Here is a 17,310-nt window from a genome sequence, read left to right as displayed (position 1 = left end):
GTTGCGGAGCAGCCGGGTAGACGTGTGAGCAGCATCTCGCCTTCGAGCGACGGCCTGCGAGTGCAGGCCGTCGCCCGGTCAGACCGCCTGCATCGACCGCGGGTACAGCCAGCTGCCGGGCGTGTCCTCGGTCGGGTTCGTGTAGTAGTCGTGCACCGCGTCGACGTACTCCTGCAGGCTGATCGAGCCGTCGCCGTCGGTGTCCACGTGCTCGAACGCGGTCCTGCACTCCGCCTCGGACAGCCCGCGGGCCTGCAGCAGCACCTGGAACTCGGCCTCCTCGACCCGCCCGTCGCCGTTGGTGTCCGCGAGCGCCAGCAACGACTCGGACACCTCCAGGAACAGGTCGTCGAACTCGTCCACGTCGACGAACGCGGCCAGCATCGCCGCGCGGTACTCGGGAAGCGTGATCCGGCCGTCCCGGTCGGCGTCGCAGTGCTCGAGCAGCGTCTCCCAGAACCGGTCGCTCGTCTCGACCAGCTCCCGGCCGCGCTCCGAGGACACGGGCTCGCCGAACGCCCTCAGCAACCGGTGGGCGAGCGCGTAGAGGTCCGCGAGCTCGATGACGCCGTTGCCGTTGACGTCGTAGTGGTCGAATGTCGTCGCGATCCTGTGCAGCAGAACCTCGTTCATGACCGCAGACTCTGGCCGCAGACGCCGCCGGACGCAAACGCAGTCACCGGTCGCGCAGGATCCCGCGCAACGCCTCCGCGACGCCGCGTCCGTCGCCGGGGTCGAGCGCGGCGTAGATCAGCGCCTGGACGGACGCCACGAACAGGTCGCGGTTGTCCGTCGTGTTGTCGCCGGTGGCCGCGATGTGCTGGGCGAAGCCGGCCGTCTGCGCGGACACCATCATGCTGAGCCTCGCCGGGGTGACGCCAGGGCGGAACCGCACCCCGAGCAGGTGCAGGCCCCGCTCGTACACCGGCGCCCACCGCGTCGAGTACGCGTCGAGCAGCTCGCGGTACGCGGTGGTGGCGACGGCCTGCCACTTGGCGTCGATGGTCAGCGAGAGCTGGAACAGCCAGTACCTCGCCAGCCGGATGCGCATCCGCAGGTCGTGCGTGGCGATCTTCGAGATGAGGTCGGTGAGCTCCAGCCGGCCCTCGTGCACCGCGGGCAGCTCGGCGAGTGCCCGGCGCGGGCCGTAGTCGAGGAACAGGCCCCAGCGCGGCGCGGTGCACGTGTACTTGATGAGGCACATGAAGTAGTTCGCCATGCCGCCGTTGCCCGGCCACCGGTCGCGGAACGCCCCTTCGCCGGCGTGCACGACCTGCGGCAGCTCGCGCGCGACCCCGGCCGCCCGGCGCACCACGATGTCCCGCGTCAGCCGGGCGCTCACCAGCTCGTCGCGGCTGCGCGCGCTGCGGCCGGCGAGCTGGTCGTCGATCTCCCTGAGGCCGCCTTCGAGGAACGACATCGTGGCGAGGTACACGGACCGCCGCGGGTTGCGCGGGTCGGCGAGACTCGGGCGGGAGATGTGGCCCCGCAACACTTCCGGCCAGTCCACCTCGTCGTTGAAGTGCACGCCACCCCCTGGAGATCGTCTCATTGCAGCACACGGCCCAGGGCGGGGCAACGTCCTCGCGCGGCCCTCCTGAACAGGAGGATGACGGCCGGAGCCGCGGACGTCATCGTCGAACCAACAGCGTTTGGTGGAGAGGAAGTCCTATGCACATCTCGGTGGAGACATCGTTGTTGTCCGTCCGGGCGGTCGAAGTGCTGCTGGTGCTGCTGGCCGCACTCGTCTGCGGAGTGCAGCGGGACGAAGACCCGCCCCGGTGATCAGAAGTTCGACGTGATCGCCGCTACCAGGTCGTCCGCGATCGTGCCGGGATCCTTGGCCTCGTAGGCTCCCGCCGCGGTCGCCTCGGCGATCTTCTTGAGCTCCTCGCGTCCTCTGGCGTCCTCGTCGGACGCGAACCCGTAGGCGATCGTGAACACGCGCACCGGCTCGGCGCCCGCGGTGATCTTGATGCGGTCGAGCAGCTGGTCGAGGTTCAGGCCGGTGCTCTTGTCGTTGCGGCCGTCGGTGAGCAGCACGACGGCGTTGATCGCCTTCTTGTCGAGGTTCTGCCGCATGGTCGTCACGGCCTGGTCGACCGTGTCGAACAACCCCGTCCCGCCCTCCGCCGGCAGCGCCCTGATCTGCTTCGCGATCTCCTGGCGCCGGACCTCGCTGAGCGGGCTGGCCGGCAGCAGCTCGCAGTGGTCACCGTGGCAGCCGGGGCCCGTTCCGGCGGCGCCCGCGGTGGAGAAGTTCCACAGGCCGAGGCGGTCAGAGTCGGTGAACCCGTTGACGATCTCGCCGCGGTACTTCTTGATCAGCTCGATCTTGGACGGGCAGTACTGGGTCTCCGGATCCCGTTTTCTCAGCTCGGGTTCACAGGTCTGCTTCTCGACCTCGGTGGCGGTCACGCCGAACTTCATCGAGCCGGAAGTGTCGACGACGAACAGGACGTTCGCCGGTTTGCGCACGGCACTCCACGCGGTCAGCACCTTGTCCAGCGTGCGCGCGGACGGCGTCTGCATCTCCTTCACCCTGACGGCGGGGGAGACGCCGTTGGCGTCGGTGGCGAGCTCGCCGGACGCGTGCGAGGGAGCGCGGAAACCCAGCTGCCCGAACCGCTTCTGCGCCTTCGGGGACAGCAGGTGGCGCAGGAAGTCCTCGCTGACCTCCCGCTTCGCCTTCGGTGCCTGCGGCCACGTCAGCTCGATGTACGGGTGGTCGTGGAAGATCGTGCCTTCCTTGGGGTACATCGCGACCAGCTTGGTGGCGGGTTCGCCCTCGCGCGGGTCCTCTGTGGACAGTGCGCCGCTCGGGTAGCCGGCGTTGTAGGCCAGCATCGAGCTCTCGTCGACGGTGAGCGCCGAGATGTAGGAGAGCACCTGCCCCTTGCGTTCCGCGGTGCGGAGGTTGCGCAGGAAGTGCAGGCTCGTCTCGCCGTAGTGCACGATCGACTGCTCGATGTCCTGCACGAACGTGCGCGCGGCCGGATCGTCGACGTCGCTGTCCTGCAACGGCCCGGACGAGTCGGTGTTGGCGCGGAACGCGTGGAAGGCGCCGATGGTCGCGTTGAGACCCGAGGTCGAGTAGTTGGGGTTCGTCTTGCCGAGCCGGAACGGGCCCCAGTCCTTCTGGTAGCGGCCCCAGCCCTGCGCGTCGGTCGCGAGGTCCGCGAGCGTCCGCCAGCTGACCTCCTTCGTGCCGGGCCAGCCGAGCGCCTCCGCCATCGGCTTCGGCATGGCGATCACCACGGGGGACGTGACGACCGCGCCGCGCGTCTTCGCCGGCAGCACCGCCGTGGCGTTCGCGTTGCCCGTGGCGCGGTCGCGGGCGATGTCCAGCCACTCGCTCGACGCAGGCGACCAGACGTCCGGGCGCGGACCGTCCGAGTCGTTCCACCCGCGCGCCAGCGTGTTCGCGGCGGCGCCGGAGTTCAGCTCGATGACCGAGACCTGGACGCAGTGCCCGTCGGCGGACCGCGTGCCGTACTCGCCGGCGATCTCCTTGAACAGCTCGCTCTTGTCCGCGGACACGGCCACGGTCAACGCCAGGTCCGGCGTCGCGTCGCAGGTGGGCAGGGTCGCCGCGGTCGCTCCGCCGTCGGACCCCCAGGGGAAGACGGGCACGAGGGCGAACGCCAGCAGCGCGACGACCGCGGCGAGCGCGGTCCACCGCGCCCTGGCCTGCCGCCACAGCGGAACCACGGGTCCCTGCTCCTGCGCGGCCTTCAACGCCGCCCTGCGCCTCGCCGCCCGCTCGCGCACCCATTCCGGTGCGGTACCGGCGAAGGGCGCGCACCCGTCGATGATCTCCTGCAGCGACGGCCGCTTGGCGGGATCCTTGTCCAGGCACCGGCGGATCAGCGCCGTGAGCGTGCTGTCCCAGCCCGCGAGCCCGCTCAGATCCGGTTCCGCGGTCAGGATCCGGCTGGTGGTGCTCTCCTGCTCGTTCCCGAACGGCGGTGTGCCGGTCGCCGCGTACACCAGCAGCGCACCCAACGAGAACACGTCGCTCGCCGGTGTGATCTTCTCGGTTCCGCGCGCCTGCTCCGGCGACATGAACGCGAGCGTGCCGACCGTCCCGTGCCGGGTGATGTCCACGTCGTCGGGGTTCTTCGCGATGCCGAGGTCGATGATCCAGACGTTCTCGACGCCCAGCAACACGTTGGCGGGCTTCAGATCCCGGTGCACCAGCCCCTTGCCGTGGATCAGCCGCAGCTTCGCCGCGACCGCACCGGCCAGCCACGCCACGGCCGCCGGACGCCACGGGCTGGCCTTGGACACGAGCTGGTGCAACGGCAGGCTCGGCAGGTACTCCGTGGCGAACCACGGCCGCTCCGCGTCGGCGTTGCCGTCGAAGAACGTCGGGAACTCGCCGCCCGCCTCCTTGCCCATCTTGTCGACGGACCGCAACTCCCGCCCGAACCGCTTCCGGCTGACGGGGTTGCCGGCGAGATCGGGACCCAGCACCTTGACGACCGCCAGCCGTCCCTGCTTGCGGTCGGCGCCCAGGTACACGACCCCCATCGACCCGGGTCCCAGCCTGCCCAGCAGCGCGTACTCGCCGATCTTGCGCGGATCGTCGCGCTGCAGCGGTGCCAGCTCCAGCGCGTCGAGGAGCGTCAGCGGATCACCGCCGGGCTTCGGCAGCAGGAACCAGAGGCTGATCACGGCGACCAGAGCGCTGACGACACTGCCCAGCTTGTCCGCGCGGTCCAGCCCCTGCAGCACCAGGAACACGACCAACGACACCGCGGCTGCGGCGAGCACGACACCCGCCACGATCCGGCGCTTCTGCAACTCGAGGCTCCCCCTGCTCGTCGGTCGTTCCCTTCATCATCGGCCAACGACGGCGCGCGGTTACGGGTTTCGCACTATCCGTGTTCGTTTGCCACCCGGCCCGTCCCATCGCCCCTGACCAGGTGTTCAACGATTCTGCAACGCGGCCGGTGAAGGGTCTGCGCAGCTCGGGGGGCACGTTCGCACATCAGGGGGTTGGGCAGTGCTGAGTTCACATTCACGTCCGCGCGGTCTGAGACGGCTGGCCGCCGGTCTCGTGCTCGTGCTCACCGGGGCGACGCTCGCCGTGGTGCCGTCCGCGACGAAGAACGAACAGCAGGACGAACCTCGGATCACCGAGGCCGCCGCCACCGGTACCGCGCTCGCGGCCGCGCGCAGGCAGCACGAACCGGTGCTGGTCACGTCACTGGGGACGCCGACCCGCACCGTTTCCGCGCAACCGGACGGCACGCTGAAGGCGGAGCTGTACACGCAGCCGAAGCAGGTGCGGCGGGGCGAGAAGTGGCTGCCGATCAACGCCGCGCTGACCACGCGGCCGGACCGGACGGTCGCGCCCGAGGCCGTGCTCACCGACCTCGTGCTGTCCGGCGGTGGGGCGGACGCGCCGTTGTTGCGCTACGGCACGGCTGGGCGTTCCGTCGCGCTGACCTGGCCGTCGCCGCTGCCCGTACCGCGGCTGGACGGCGCGAACGCCACCTACGCCGAGGTCTTCCCCGGCGTCGACCTCGTGCTCAAAGCCGAGGCCGACGGCGTGGTGCAGCACCTCGTGGTGAAGAACGCGGAAGCGGCGCGCAACCCGGCGCTGGCCCGAGTGCGGTTCGGGCTCGTCGCCGACGGGCTCGCGGTCCGGACGGCGGGCAACGCGGTGCAGGCCGTCGGCGCCGACGGCAAGGTCGTGTTCGCCACGCCGCCCGCGTCGATGTGGGACGCGGCCGGTGATCGGGAGGCCGGGGTCGGCGTCGAGGTCACCGCGGACTCGCTGACGCTCGTGCCGGACCAGGCTCTGCTGGCCGACCCGGCCGCGAAGTTCCCGCTCACCATCGACCCGGACTGGTACGCCAACGACCGCAGCGACTGGACGAAGGTCTTCAAGGGCAAGCCGGACAGCAAGCACTGGTACGGCGCCAACGACGTCGACACCTGGGCGAAGGTCGGCCGCTGCCAGAGCTGGCCCGGCTGCAACGGCATCGACGTCGCGCGCAGCTACTTCCAGTTCGACACGTCGTTCCTGGAGGGCAAGGACGTCCTCGAGGCCGAGCTCGACGCGACGATCGTCTACGGCCCGAAGTGCGACACCAGCAACCACGAGCTGTGGATGGCGGACGACACGTTCGGCGAGAACACGACGTGGAACAACGCCCCCGGCGGCTGGTTCGTCGACCGGAACCTCGCGGAAAGCGTTTACACCGGCTGCGCGGGCAACAAGTCCATCGGCTGGAACCTCGGGATGCAGGAGAAGCTCGCGATCAACCAGTCCGGGTGGTCCGCGTACTTCATCCGGGCGACCTTCGAGGACAACCAGGACGCGTGGCGCAAGTACGACGCCGCGCAGACGAAGATCGTCGTCAAGTACAACACCCGGCCGGAGGAGCCGTCGGACCTGACCACGGACCCGCCGCTGGCCGCCTGCAAGTGGTGCGGTGGCACGCCTTACGTCGGTGACGACTTCATCCGGTTGCAGGGCCAGCTCACCGACGCGGAGAACGACCAGCTCACCGCGAACTGGGACATTCGCGGCGGCAACGCGGCCGTGCACCATGAAGGCCCCACGCTGGGCTCCGGCGAGATCTTCAGCACCGACGTCGACCTGCGCCAGGAGAACGGTCATCACCTGAACTGGACGCTGTTCGGCAGCGACGAGGCGACCGGCGGGCCGTGGAAGAGCGGCGGTGAATTCATCGTCGACCGGAACGCTCCGGACAAGGCGCCGGGCGTGACGAGCGTGCTGTACCAGGATGACAACCGCTGGCACGGCGGTGTCGGCGTGCCCGGCACGTTCACGTTCGACGCGGCCGGAGTGTCCGATGTGGACCACTTCCTGTACGGCTGGAACGACCTGCCGTCGACCCCGGTCGACGCGGACGCGCTGGGCGGCAAGGCATCCGTGAGCATCCTGCCGCCCGGTGACGGCCCGCGCGACCTGTCCGTGCAGAGCGTCGACCGGGCCGGGCACCGCAGCCCGGTGAAGAAGCTGCACCTCTACGTGCGCGCCGGCAACGGCCCGCTCGCGCAGTGGTCGTTCGAGGGCAACGCGCAGGACACCGCGTTCCTCGGCGACCGGCACGGCACGCTCAGCGGTTCCGCGACCTACACCGGTGGCGCGGTCGGTTCGGCCATCGACCTCAACGGGTCCGCCGCGTACGTCAGCGCGCCGAACACCGTGCGCACCGACGCGAGCCTGAGCGTGTCCACCTGGGTCCGGGTCGACAACGGCACCGGCTCGCGCGCGATCATCAGCCAGGACGGCGACCGGTTCGCGGGCCTGAACCTCTGGTACCGCCCCGACAACGGCGGCCGCTGGGTGTTCGGCATGATCAACCCGGCCACGTCGGACAAGTGGGCCGACATGGCCTGGTCCTCGTCACCGGCGCAGCTCGGCGCGTGGACCCAGCTCACCGCGGTGTACGACGCGGCCAAGAAGCAGCTGCGGTTGTACGTCAACGGCGAGCTCTCCACCACCCGCACGCTGTCCGCGCCGCCGGTGAACAGCACCGGCCTGCTGCGGATCGGCCGCACGATCTACGACGGCAACCCCGCCATCGACTACCTCGACGGCGCCGTCGACGAGGTGAAGATCTACGACCGGATCCTGACCGACACCGAGGTCCGCGCCGCGGTCAGCCGCGACAACGTCCAGGTCGGGTACTGGAAGTTCGACGACGAGAGCGGTACCACGGCGGCGAACACCGTGGCCGGTGGCAACGCCGGTGTGTTGCAGGGCAACGCGAAGTTCACCACGAGCGGGGCCGTGAACGGCGCCCTGCAGCTCGACGACCCGGCGGACTTCGTGTCCACGGGTGCTCCGGCGGTGCGCACGGACCAGAGCTTCTCGGTGTCCGCCTGGGTGCGTCAGGACCAGGCCCTGGCGCCGGGCCTGCCGGACGCGGCCGTCACCCAGGAAGGTGCCGTGATCAGCGGTTTCTACCTGGGCTACCGGCAGAACGCGGACAGCGGTGGCAAGTGGGAGTTCTACCTGCCGAGCGCCGACGCGGTCGACCGGCCGGCGGACGAGGGCGTGTGGAGCTCGGCACCCGCGCAGCTCGGCACGTGGACCCACCTCACCGGTGTGTACGACGCACCCGCGAAGCAGATCCGGTTGTACGTCAACGGTGTGCTCGCCGGTTCCGGCCCGCGCACCAAGGGCTTCAACGCCACCGGCCCGTTGCTGATGGGCCGCGGCAAGTGGAACAACAACGTCGGCCACCAGTGGCGTGGCGGGATCGACGAGGTGCGCGCGTTCAGCCGTGTGGTGTCCGAGGAGGAGGTGCGCGGCATCGTCGGCCGTGACGCCGTCTCCGTCGGCAACTGGAAGCTGGACGGCAACACGCAGGACTCCTCGCCGCGCGGCCTGCACGGCACGCCGGTCGCCACCCCCGGCTACATCGCCGGGCAGTCGGCGATGCCGGACCCGGCCGACCTCGCGGTCCGGCTCGACGGCAGCACGAACGCGGTCTCCGCACCGCACGTGGTCGACACCGACCGGAGCTTCTCCGTGGCGGCGTGGGCCAGGCTCGACGCGTCGGGCGGTTCGCCCGCCGTGGTGTCCCAGGACGGCAGCAAGACCAGCGGCTTCAAGCTGCGGGCGCGGCCGGACGGCAAGTGGGGCTTCGTGATGTACAACGCCGACACGGCGACGGACACCACGAGCAGGGACGAGGTGAGCGGCGGAACCGTCCAGATCGGACAGTGGACGCACCTGGCCGGCGTGTACGACGCGGGAGCCAAGCAGATCCTGCTCTACATCAACGGTGTGCTGGCCGGTTCGGTGGCACACACGCAGAGCTGGAACGCCGCGGGCGGCCTGCAGATCGGCCGCGCGAAGCAGACCGGGTACACCGAGTACTTCAAGGGCGCCATCGACGACGTCTCCGCCTACTCCCGCACGCTCTTCGCCGGTGAGGTCCAGGCGATGGCGGGACGTGACCTGTCGCTGGTGCACAGCTACCGGTTCGACGAGTCCAGCGGCCGCAACGCCGCGGACTCGGTCGGCGCCAGGGCCGCGACCCTGAACGGGGCGACGTTCACTCCAGGACGGGTCGGCAACGCCGTCACGTTCGACGGCGTGGACGACTCCGCCACGACCACGGGGGTGGACCTGCGCACCGACCAGGCCTTCACGGTCTCGTCGTGGGTGAAGCTGCAACGCAAGGACTGCGACCTGACCGCCAACCCGGCCGGGTGCCGGGTCGACGCGGTCACCGCGGACGGTCAGGCCACCAGCAAGTTCCGGCTCGGCCACATCGTCGACCGGGACAACAACCTGTTCGGCGCGTGGACGTTCGAGATGCCCGAGTCCGACGACGTGAACGCGCCGATCACCAAGGCGGCGGTGTCGACGTTGTCCTCTGAGCTCGACAAGTGGACGTTCCTGGTCGGCGTGTACGACCCGGCGACGAAGAAGATGTGGTTGTACGTCGACGGAACCCGGGTCGGTGACGGCACGCTGAACAACGCGTGGCCCGCCGCGAGCGGTCTGTCCATGGGCCGGGGCAAGGCCGGCGAGTTCTGGCCGGGCAGCGTCGACGACGTCCGCCTCTACAACGGCCAGCTGGACAAGGACCGGATCTCCGCGCTGTACCGCGGCTATCCCGCGGAAGGTGGCGCGGCGACCCTGCCGGTGGCGGACGCGGGCTCGTTCAAGCTCGACCAGAACGGCACGGACAGCACCGGGCACGCCCAGGCGCTGACCTTCAAGGGCGGCACCAGCTGGCCGGGCGGGCGCAACGGTCCGGCGGCCGGGTTCGACGGCACGTCGGGCTACGCCGAGACGCCGTCGGCGTTCGACACGGGCAAGAGCTTCTCCGTTGCGGCGTGGGCGTTCCTGACCGACGCGGGCACGGCCAACCGGACCGTGCTCGGCCAGGACGGGTCGCGGCTGAGCGCGTTCTCGCTGCTGTACAACGGAACGACGAAGAAGTGGGCGGTGCAGGTGCCGTCGGCCGACAAGGACGACGCCGCGGTGTCCGTCCTGAACTCCACGGAACCGGCCGCGGCCGGGGAGTGGACGCACCTGGCCCTGTCCTACGACGCGAACCTGCACCAGGTGCGGCTCTACGTGAACGGCATGCTGTCGGTCGCGCAGACGGGCATCACCGTGCTGCCGTCGTCCGGGCCGTTGTCGATCGGCCGCGCGAAGTGGAACGGCGCGAACGCCGCGTTCTTCCAGGGCAGCGTCGACGAGGTTCGCCTGTACACCAAGGCGATCAGCGACGGCGAGGCGCGCAGGGTGCACGACGACGTGCCGGACGCCGACTTCGGCTACTACCGGTTCGACGACGGGACGGCGAAGGACTCGTCGTGGCGCAGGACCGAAGGTGTGCTCAGCGGCGGCACGAGCTTCGTGCCGGGCGTGAGCGGCCAGGCGCTGCGGCTCGACGGCGTGAACGGTGCGCTCTCGACGCCGGCCGGTCTGTCCATGCGGGACAGCTTCACCGTCTCCGGCTGGGCGAAGCTGGACCGGGACGACCGGGTCGCCACGATCGCGAGTCAGGACGGCGACCGGACGAGCGGCTGGGCGTTGCAGTACCGCCCTGATGTCAAGCGCTGGATCTTCGGTGCGGCCGCGTCGGACAGCGACAACGCGGGACTCGTGTACGCCGCGTCGTTGGTGCCTCCCAAGGTGAACGAGTGGACGCACGTGACCGGCGTCTACGACTTCGCGGGGCGGCAGCTGCGGATCTACGTCGACGGCCAGCTCGCCGGCTCGCGGGACAACGTGGCGCTGTGGCGGGCGACCGGCAAGATCGCCATCGGCCGGGACCGGACCAACGGTGCTTCCTCCGGCTACTTCGCGGGCGCGCTCGACGAGGTCCGCGTCGGCGAGGGCGTGGTCACCGACCGGCTGATCAGCGATCGGGGTGGCTGGGGAGCGCCCAAGGCAGGCCAGGCCGGTCGGTTCGTGAACGCGGCGGGCGACCGGTACACCGGCCGCACCGACGACGTCCGCGAGGGCTACCACTTCGACGCCCTCTTCGGGATGTTCGCGGCGGCAGGTCCCAACACCAGGCCGTTGTCCGCCTGCCGCACCGGCACGGACTCGTTCACCTCGGCGGACCCGGCCTGCGAGGGCCAGACCAAGATCGGTGAGCTGGGCCTGGTCTACACGGTGCAGCCGCTGAACCTGCCGACCACGCCGTTGTACCGCTGCCACACGGCGACCGACCGCTTCGACGCCGCGAACTGCGACGGCGCGACGTCGGACGGCCTGCTGGGCTACACGCTGGCGTACGGCGACTTCACCCGCTACAGCCTCGACGGCTACGACCACGTCAGCACCACCGGCGCGGCCCCGCCGTCGTTCCGCACCGAGAGCAGCCACGGGTTCCTGGCGCTCGCACCGGTCGCGGGCACCCAGCAGTTGTTCAGCTGCCGCAACGGTTATGACCACTTCGTGTCGGCCGACGCGGCCTGTGAGGGCAAGACGGTGCTGGCTGCGATCGGTGCCATCAGGACAACGCCCTCCGGCACGTCGACCCGCGCGGTGTACCGCTGTGCCGTGACCGGCGGCGACAGCATGATCTCGACCGACCCCGGTTGCGAGGGGCAGCCGGTGGATCGCCTGCTCGGGTACGCGCTCACCTCGGTGCCCGCGGACACGGCGGTGTTCGAACCCATGGGGGACAAGTGAAGAGACTTCTGGCAAGACTCCTGCCCGCGGTGCTGACCGCGTCGGTGGTCAGCGTGACGGTCGTCTCGGCCGCACTCGCGGGCCAGCCGTCGGTCGGGTTGCCGACCACCCCGTCCACCCCGGTGACCGAGCAGAAGATGGGCTCCCGGGACCAGGACCAGGCGTCGAAGGAAGCGTTGCGCGGCAACCAGCCGGGCGGCACCTCTCCCGACGGCGGCGGCAACAACAGGGCGACACCGCTGGCGCCGTCGGCGACGTGGGACGTGTCCGCGCAGACCGGCGACTTCAGCTGGTCGTACCCGCTGCGCGTGCCACCCGCTCCTGGCGGCCTGGAGCCGAAGCTGGCCCTGTCCTACACGTCGTCCTCTGTGGACGGCCGAACCAGCGCGACGAACAACCAGGCCTCGTGGGTCGGCGACGGCTGGAGCCTCGGCGTCGGGTTCGTCGAGCGCACCTACCGGCCGTGCGCCGACGACACCACGGGAGGCACGACGCCGCCGAAGGAGGTCGGCGACCTCTGCTGGCGCAGCGACAACGCCACCGCCTCCTACGGCGGCAGCAGCTCCGAGCTCGTCCGCGACGACCAGAGCGGTGAGTGGCGGGCCAGGTCGGACGACGGCTCGCGCATCGAGCGCCTCACCGGCAAGGACAACGGGGACGACGACGGCGAGTCGTGGCGGATCACCACCGTAGACGGCACGCAGTACTTCTTCGGTTCCCGCAAGGACGCGCAGTCGACCTGGACGGTCCCGGTCTTCGGCGACGACGCCGGCGAGCCTTGCCACCAGGCCACGTTCGCCGCGTCGCACTGCGTGCAGGCCTGGCGCTGGAACCTCGACAAGGTGGTCGACCGCAACGGCAACAGCATCGTCTACAACTACGAGACGGAGACGAACAACTACGGCCTGAACAACACCGACACCGCGGTTCCCTACGTCCGCGGCGGCACGCTGAAGTCCGCGGAGTACGGCCTGCGCGACGGTTCCGACCAGCACGCCACCGGTCTGGTCGAGTTCGCCACCGCCGACCGCTGCGTGCCGGACAGTGAGTGCACGCCGGACAAGCTCGACAACTGGCCGGACGTCACCTGGAAGGACAAGTGCGACGGCCCGAAGTGCGACGCCGAGCACCGCGCGCCCACGTTCTGGGACTCCCGGCGGCTCGACAAGATCACGACGAAGGTGTGGAACGGCACCGGCTACGCCGACGTCGAGCGCTGGCAGCTGAACCAGGAGTTCCCGAAGACCGGTGACGGCGAGAAACCCGCCCTGTGGCTTCGCGGCATCACCCACACCGGCCTCGCCGGCACACCGATCGACCTGCCGCCGGTGACCTTCGAGGGCACCAAGATGCCCAACCGGGTCGCCAAGGTCGACGGCATCGGCCCGCTGCTGCGCTACCGCGTGACGGCGATCGTCTCCGAGGCGGGCGGCGTCACCACGGTGAAGTATCACGCCCCGGACTGCGCCGACAACGCCCTCCCGGCCAACCCGGAGTCCAACACCCAGCGCTGCTTCCCGCAGTGGTGGGCGAAGAAGGACCAGTCCGAACGCCTGGACTACTTCCACAAGTACGTCGTCGACCAGGTGACGTCCTCCGACCGCATCTCGGCCAACACCGAGCAGGTCACGAGCTACGAGTACATCGGTGGCGCCGGCTGGGCCTACGACAGGTCGGAGTTCACCAAGGACGACAAGCGCACCTGGAACGACTTCCGCGGCTTCAGCGATGTGAAGATCCGCAAGGGCAAGCCGGACGACCCGGCGGGCCCGGTCACCATGACCGAGAAGTACTTCTACCGCGGCATGAACGGCGACAAGCTGCCGAACAACGGGGTCCGGCCGCCGGTCGAGGTGACCGACTCCGAAGGCGGAACCCGCCTCGACGAGGAGTGGCTGCGCGGCCAGGAGTACGAGTCGCAGGTGCACGACGGAGAGGGCGACGGCATCCTCGAAAAGACGATCTCCACGCCGTACGTCCACGGCCCGACCGCTACCCGCGGCACGATCAAGGCCTACCAGATTCGCCAGGGCGTGGTGAGCGGCTACACGCTGCTGGCCGCCGGTGGCTGGCGCAAGACCAGGTCCGAACAGTCCTATGACGACAACGGCCTGTTGACGAGCGCCAGCGACCTGGGCGACATCTCCGTCGCGACCGACGACAGGTGCAACCGGACCACCTACAGCCAGAACACCGGCAAGTGGCTGCTCAACCCGGTTGCGCGAACCGAGGTCCTGGCGGTCGCGTGCACCGCGACCCCGTCCTTCCCGAAGGACGCCATCTCCGACACGATCACGGCTTACGACGGCAAAGCCTTCGGTCAGGCACCGGACGCCGGCAACCCCACCAGGGTCGAGGACCTGGACCAGCGGCCGGCGACGAAGCCGGTCTACACGCTGAAGTCCACCGCGACCTACGACGCCCACGGCCGACCCACCGGGACAGGAGACGCGCTGGGCCGGGTGACGACCACGAAGTACGTGCCGGAAGCCGGCGGTCCGACCAGGCAGACCGTCACCACGAACCCGGCGGGCCACGTCACCACGACGACCCTGGAACCGTTCCACGGTCAGGAAACCATCTCCGTCGACGCCAACGACCGCAAGACCGAGACGAGCTACGACGCGCTCGGCAACAAGACCGAGGTCTGGCTGCCCAACCGGGACAAGGCGACCGGTGTGCGAGGCAATTACCGGTACTCGTACACGTACCACAACGACGCACCCACGGTCGTCAGCGAGACCCGGATCGGGCCGAACGGCAACTACCTGACGGTGAACAACCTCTACGACGGGCTGCTCAGGCTTCGCCAGACGCAGTCCCCGGCGAACGGCGGCGGCAGGCTCATCGTCGACACCCGGTACGACTCGCAGAACCGGGCGTTCAAGACGACGATGCCGTACTTCAACGACCAGGCCGTCGACGGAACGCTGTGGGTCGCCGGCGACGTGGACATCGCCCAGCAGACCGTGCTCGAACACGACGGGGCGGGTCGCGAGCAAGCGAAGATCACCAAAGCCGGCGCCACCGAGAAGTGGCGGACCACCACCCAGTACGGAGGTGACCGGGTGCATGTCGTCCCGCCGCAGGGCGGCACGCCGACGACCGCGATCAACGACGCGCGCGGCAACGCCGTCGAGCTGCGTCAGTACCACGGAGCTGTGCTGACCAGCGAGTTCGACAGCACCAAGTACACGTACTCCACGGCAGGCCGGCGGGAGAGCGTCACGGATGCGGCGGGCAGCGTGTGGCGTTACGGCTACGACCTCCACGGCCGGAAGACCAGCGTGGTCAGCCCTGACAAGGGAACCTCCACCATCAACTACGACGTGGCCGGACAGGTGAAGTCGACTACCGACGGTCGCGGCACGACCCTCACGTTCGACTTCGACGTCCTCGGCAGGAAGTCCAAGGTGGCTTCTGGTGCGACGACACTCGTGGAGTGGAAGTACGACACCGCGCCGTTCGGCAAAGGACTCGACGCGTCGTCGACCCGGTACCTGAACGGCGCCGCCTACAAGTCGACGACGGTCGGCTACAACGCGCTCAACCAACCTCTGGGTGTGGAGGTGAGCATTCCGCAGACCGAACAGACTCTTGCGGGCACGTACACGTCCTACGCCAAGTACAACCTCGACGGCAGCCTGTCCAGCCACACGTACGCGGCCGCTGGGTCGTTGCCTGCGGAGGCGGTGCAGTTCTCCTACAACGACCTCGGTCAGATCCTCACGACCAGTGGTGGCTACAACGGTAGAACTGATCATCTCGTCACCGACACCCAGTACACGAAGTACGGCGAACTCGCCCGCACGCAGCTGGGTGACACCGGCAAGCGGGTATGGCTGTCGCGCTACTACGACACCAACACCCGTCAGCTGACGCGCAGCATCGTCGATGCCGAAGTGGCGAACCCGATGCAGTCCGACACCAACTACGACTACGACGCGTTCGGCAACATCAAGTCCATTGTGGACAAGCCGACCGGGCAGCCGGTGGATCGACAGTGCTTCGAATACGACTACCTCCAGCGCCTCACCCAGGCCTGGACGCCGAGCAGTGGCTGCGACACCAACCCCACTACGGGCGCGTTGTCCGGTCCGGCGCCGTACTGGCAGTCGTTCACCTACGACAAGTCCGGCAACCGGCTGACCGAAACACAGCACGCCGCCGCTGGTGACACCGTGCGCACTTCGGTCTTCCCTCCCGCGGGCGGCGCGCACAACATCAAGTCGGTGGAGACGAAGGCGCCGTCCGGAACGAAAACGGACAGCTTCGACTACGACGCGGTGGGCAACACCACCGCTCGCAACCTGTCGAGTGGTGCGCAGAAGCTCGACTGGGACGCCGAAGGGCACCTGACGAAGGTGACCGAGGGCGCCAGCACCACCGAGTTCCTCTACAACGCAGGCGACCAGCGGTTGCTCCGCAAGGATCCGACCGGCACCACCCTGTACCTCGACGGTCAGGAAGTGCGGCTGGTCAAGGGGAACGGCAAGATCGAAACGAGCCGGTACTACAAGCAGGGGGAGCAGACCGTCGCCATGCGCGATGCCGGCGGTCTGACCTGGATCGCGAGTGACCCGCAGAACACGGCGAACATCGCGGTCAAGAGCAGTGACCTCAGCGTCTTGCACAGGCGGCAGTCGCCGTTCGGCGCACCACGTGGCGAGGCCGCCGCGTTCCCGGGCGAGAGAGGCTTCCTCGGCGGGACCATCGACGCGATGGCCGGGCTCGTCCAACTGGGCGCCCGCGCGTACGACGCCGCTCTCGGCAGGTTCATCTCCGTCGACCCGGTCGCGGACACGGAGAACCCGCAGCAGCTGAACGGCTACACCTATGCGGACAACAGCCCGCTCACGAAGTTCGACCCGGACGGAATGGCGTGGAAGTGGCTCCACACGATATTGAGCGGAGGCGCTGCGATCCTGGGTCTGGCGACCTTGTTCACGCCGGTCGGCGGCTTCGCGTTCGCCATCTGCCTGGGCCTGTCACTGGTGATGAACGTGGCGGACGCGACGATCGGCGGGGTCGAGCACAATTCCACGGCGATCTGGCTGTCGGCGGCTGCGGGCCTGACCGGTGTGGTCGGTGCTGCCTACAAGGTGGCCGGCGCCGCGATGAGGTTGACCGAAGCAGCTGAAGCCGGAGTCAAAGCGACCGAGACGTCGCTCACGCTCACGGCTGGGACCGTTGCCGGAGTTGGTGTGGTCAAGGACTTCCAGCACGCGACCGAACACGAGTTGGCGGAAGCGCGGAAGAAGGAGAAGGAGATCCGCGAAGCCGTCCGGTCCGAGCCGACCGACGACGAGTGCATCCCGAAGGTCACTCCCAACGGGCAGAACCTGTGCAACTTCCGGACACCGCCGGACCCGCTGCTCGCATCGTTCTGCAACGGTCCGAACGCCATGCCGAAGCAGTGCCAGAAGCTGGTCGAGAGCAGGTCCAAAGTCCGAGTCAGCCTCGGGCCGAACAAGGACCGGCGCGGCGGACCAGCCCAACCTCCGCGGAGCCCGGTCAACAACCCCAAACAGATTTGGGACCGTTCCAACTCCGGAACCGCGGACGACCGGATCAACCAAGGCACCACAGGACGTTCCTGGTCCTGAGGTCCTGACCTGACCGAGATCACCGGTCCGGCAGCCCAGCGCTGCCGGACC

Annotated in this window: 5 protein-coding genes; 2 read left to right on the top strand and 3 right to left on the bottom strand. The window is 69.2% G+C overall.

The window, feature by feature from the left end:
* Positions 1-78 precede the first annotated feature (78 nt).
* The 3 genes from ABZX92_RS30540 to ABZX92_RS30530 form a co-directional block, all read right to left on the bottom strand.
* Entirely contained in the window at positions 79-633 is a 555-nt protein-coding gene (locus ABZX92_RS30540) for an EF-hand domain-containing protein (protein WP_355566814.1), read from the bottom strand.
* Positions 634-676: 43 nt separating this feature from the next.
* Positions 677-1,528: a hypothetical protein gene (locus ABZX92_RS30535; RefSeq protein WP_355566811.1), complete on the bottom strand. Its 852-nt coding sequence runs from the start codon at positions 1,526-1,528 to the stop codon at positions 677-679.
* Positions 1,529-1,785: 257 nt separating this feature from the next.
* The gene (locus ABZX92_RS30530) at positions 1,786-4,806 is read right to left on the bottom strand and encodes an extracellular solute-binding protein (protein ID WP_355566808.1); all 3,021 of its coding nucleotides are present in this window, start codon (positions 4,804-4,806) and stop codon (positions 1,786-1,788) included.
* 202 nt (positions 4,807-5,008) lie between these two features.
* Between ABZX92_RS30530 and ABZX92_RS30525 the strand changes: the two genes are divergently transcribed.
* Together ABZX92_RS30525 and ABZX92_RS30520 are read left to right on the top strand one after the other, a co-directional pair.
* Positions 5,009-11,653, top strand: coding sequence for a LamG domain-containing protein (locus ABZX92_RS30525; RefSeq protein ID WP_355566805.1), 6,645 nt, complete (start codon positions 5,009-5,011; stop codon positions 11,651-11,653).
* The gene (locus ABZX92_RS30520) at positions 11,650-17,259 is read left to right on the top strand and encodes an RHS repeat-associated core domain-containing protein (protein ID WP_355566802.1); all 5,610 of its coding nucleotides are present in this window, start codon (positions 11,650-11,652) and stop codon (positions 17,257-17,259) included. Before ABZX92_RS30525 ends, ABZX92_RS30520 begins: the two co-directional genes overlap by 4 nt.
* The last annotated feature ends 51 nt before the right edge of the window (positions 17,260-17,310 follow it).

This window comes from Lentzea sp. NPDC006480 (genome assembly GCF_040611995.1).
Taxonomy (GTDB): domain Bacteria; phylum Actinomycetota; class Actinomycetes; order Mycobacteriales; family Pseudonocardiaceae; genus Lentzea.
Note: the sequence above shows the minus strand (reverse complement) of the source record. Positions and strands in the feature narration are given on the sequence as shown.

Excerpts from the sequence above, each read along its gene's own strand:
- ABZX92_RS30540 (WP_355566814.1), bottom strand. The coding sequence starts at position 633 with ATGAACGAGGTTCTGCTGCACAGGATCGCGACGACATTCGACCACTAC.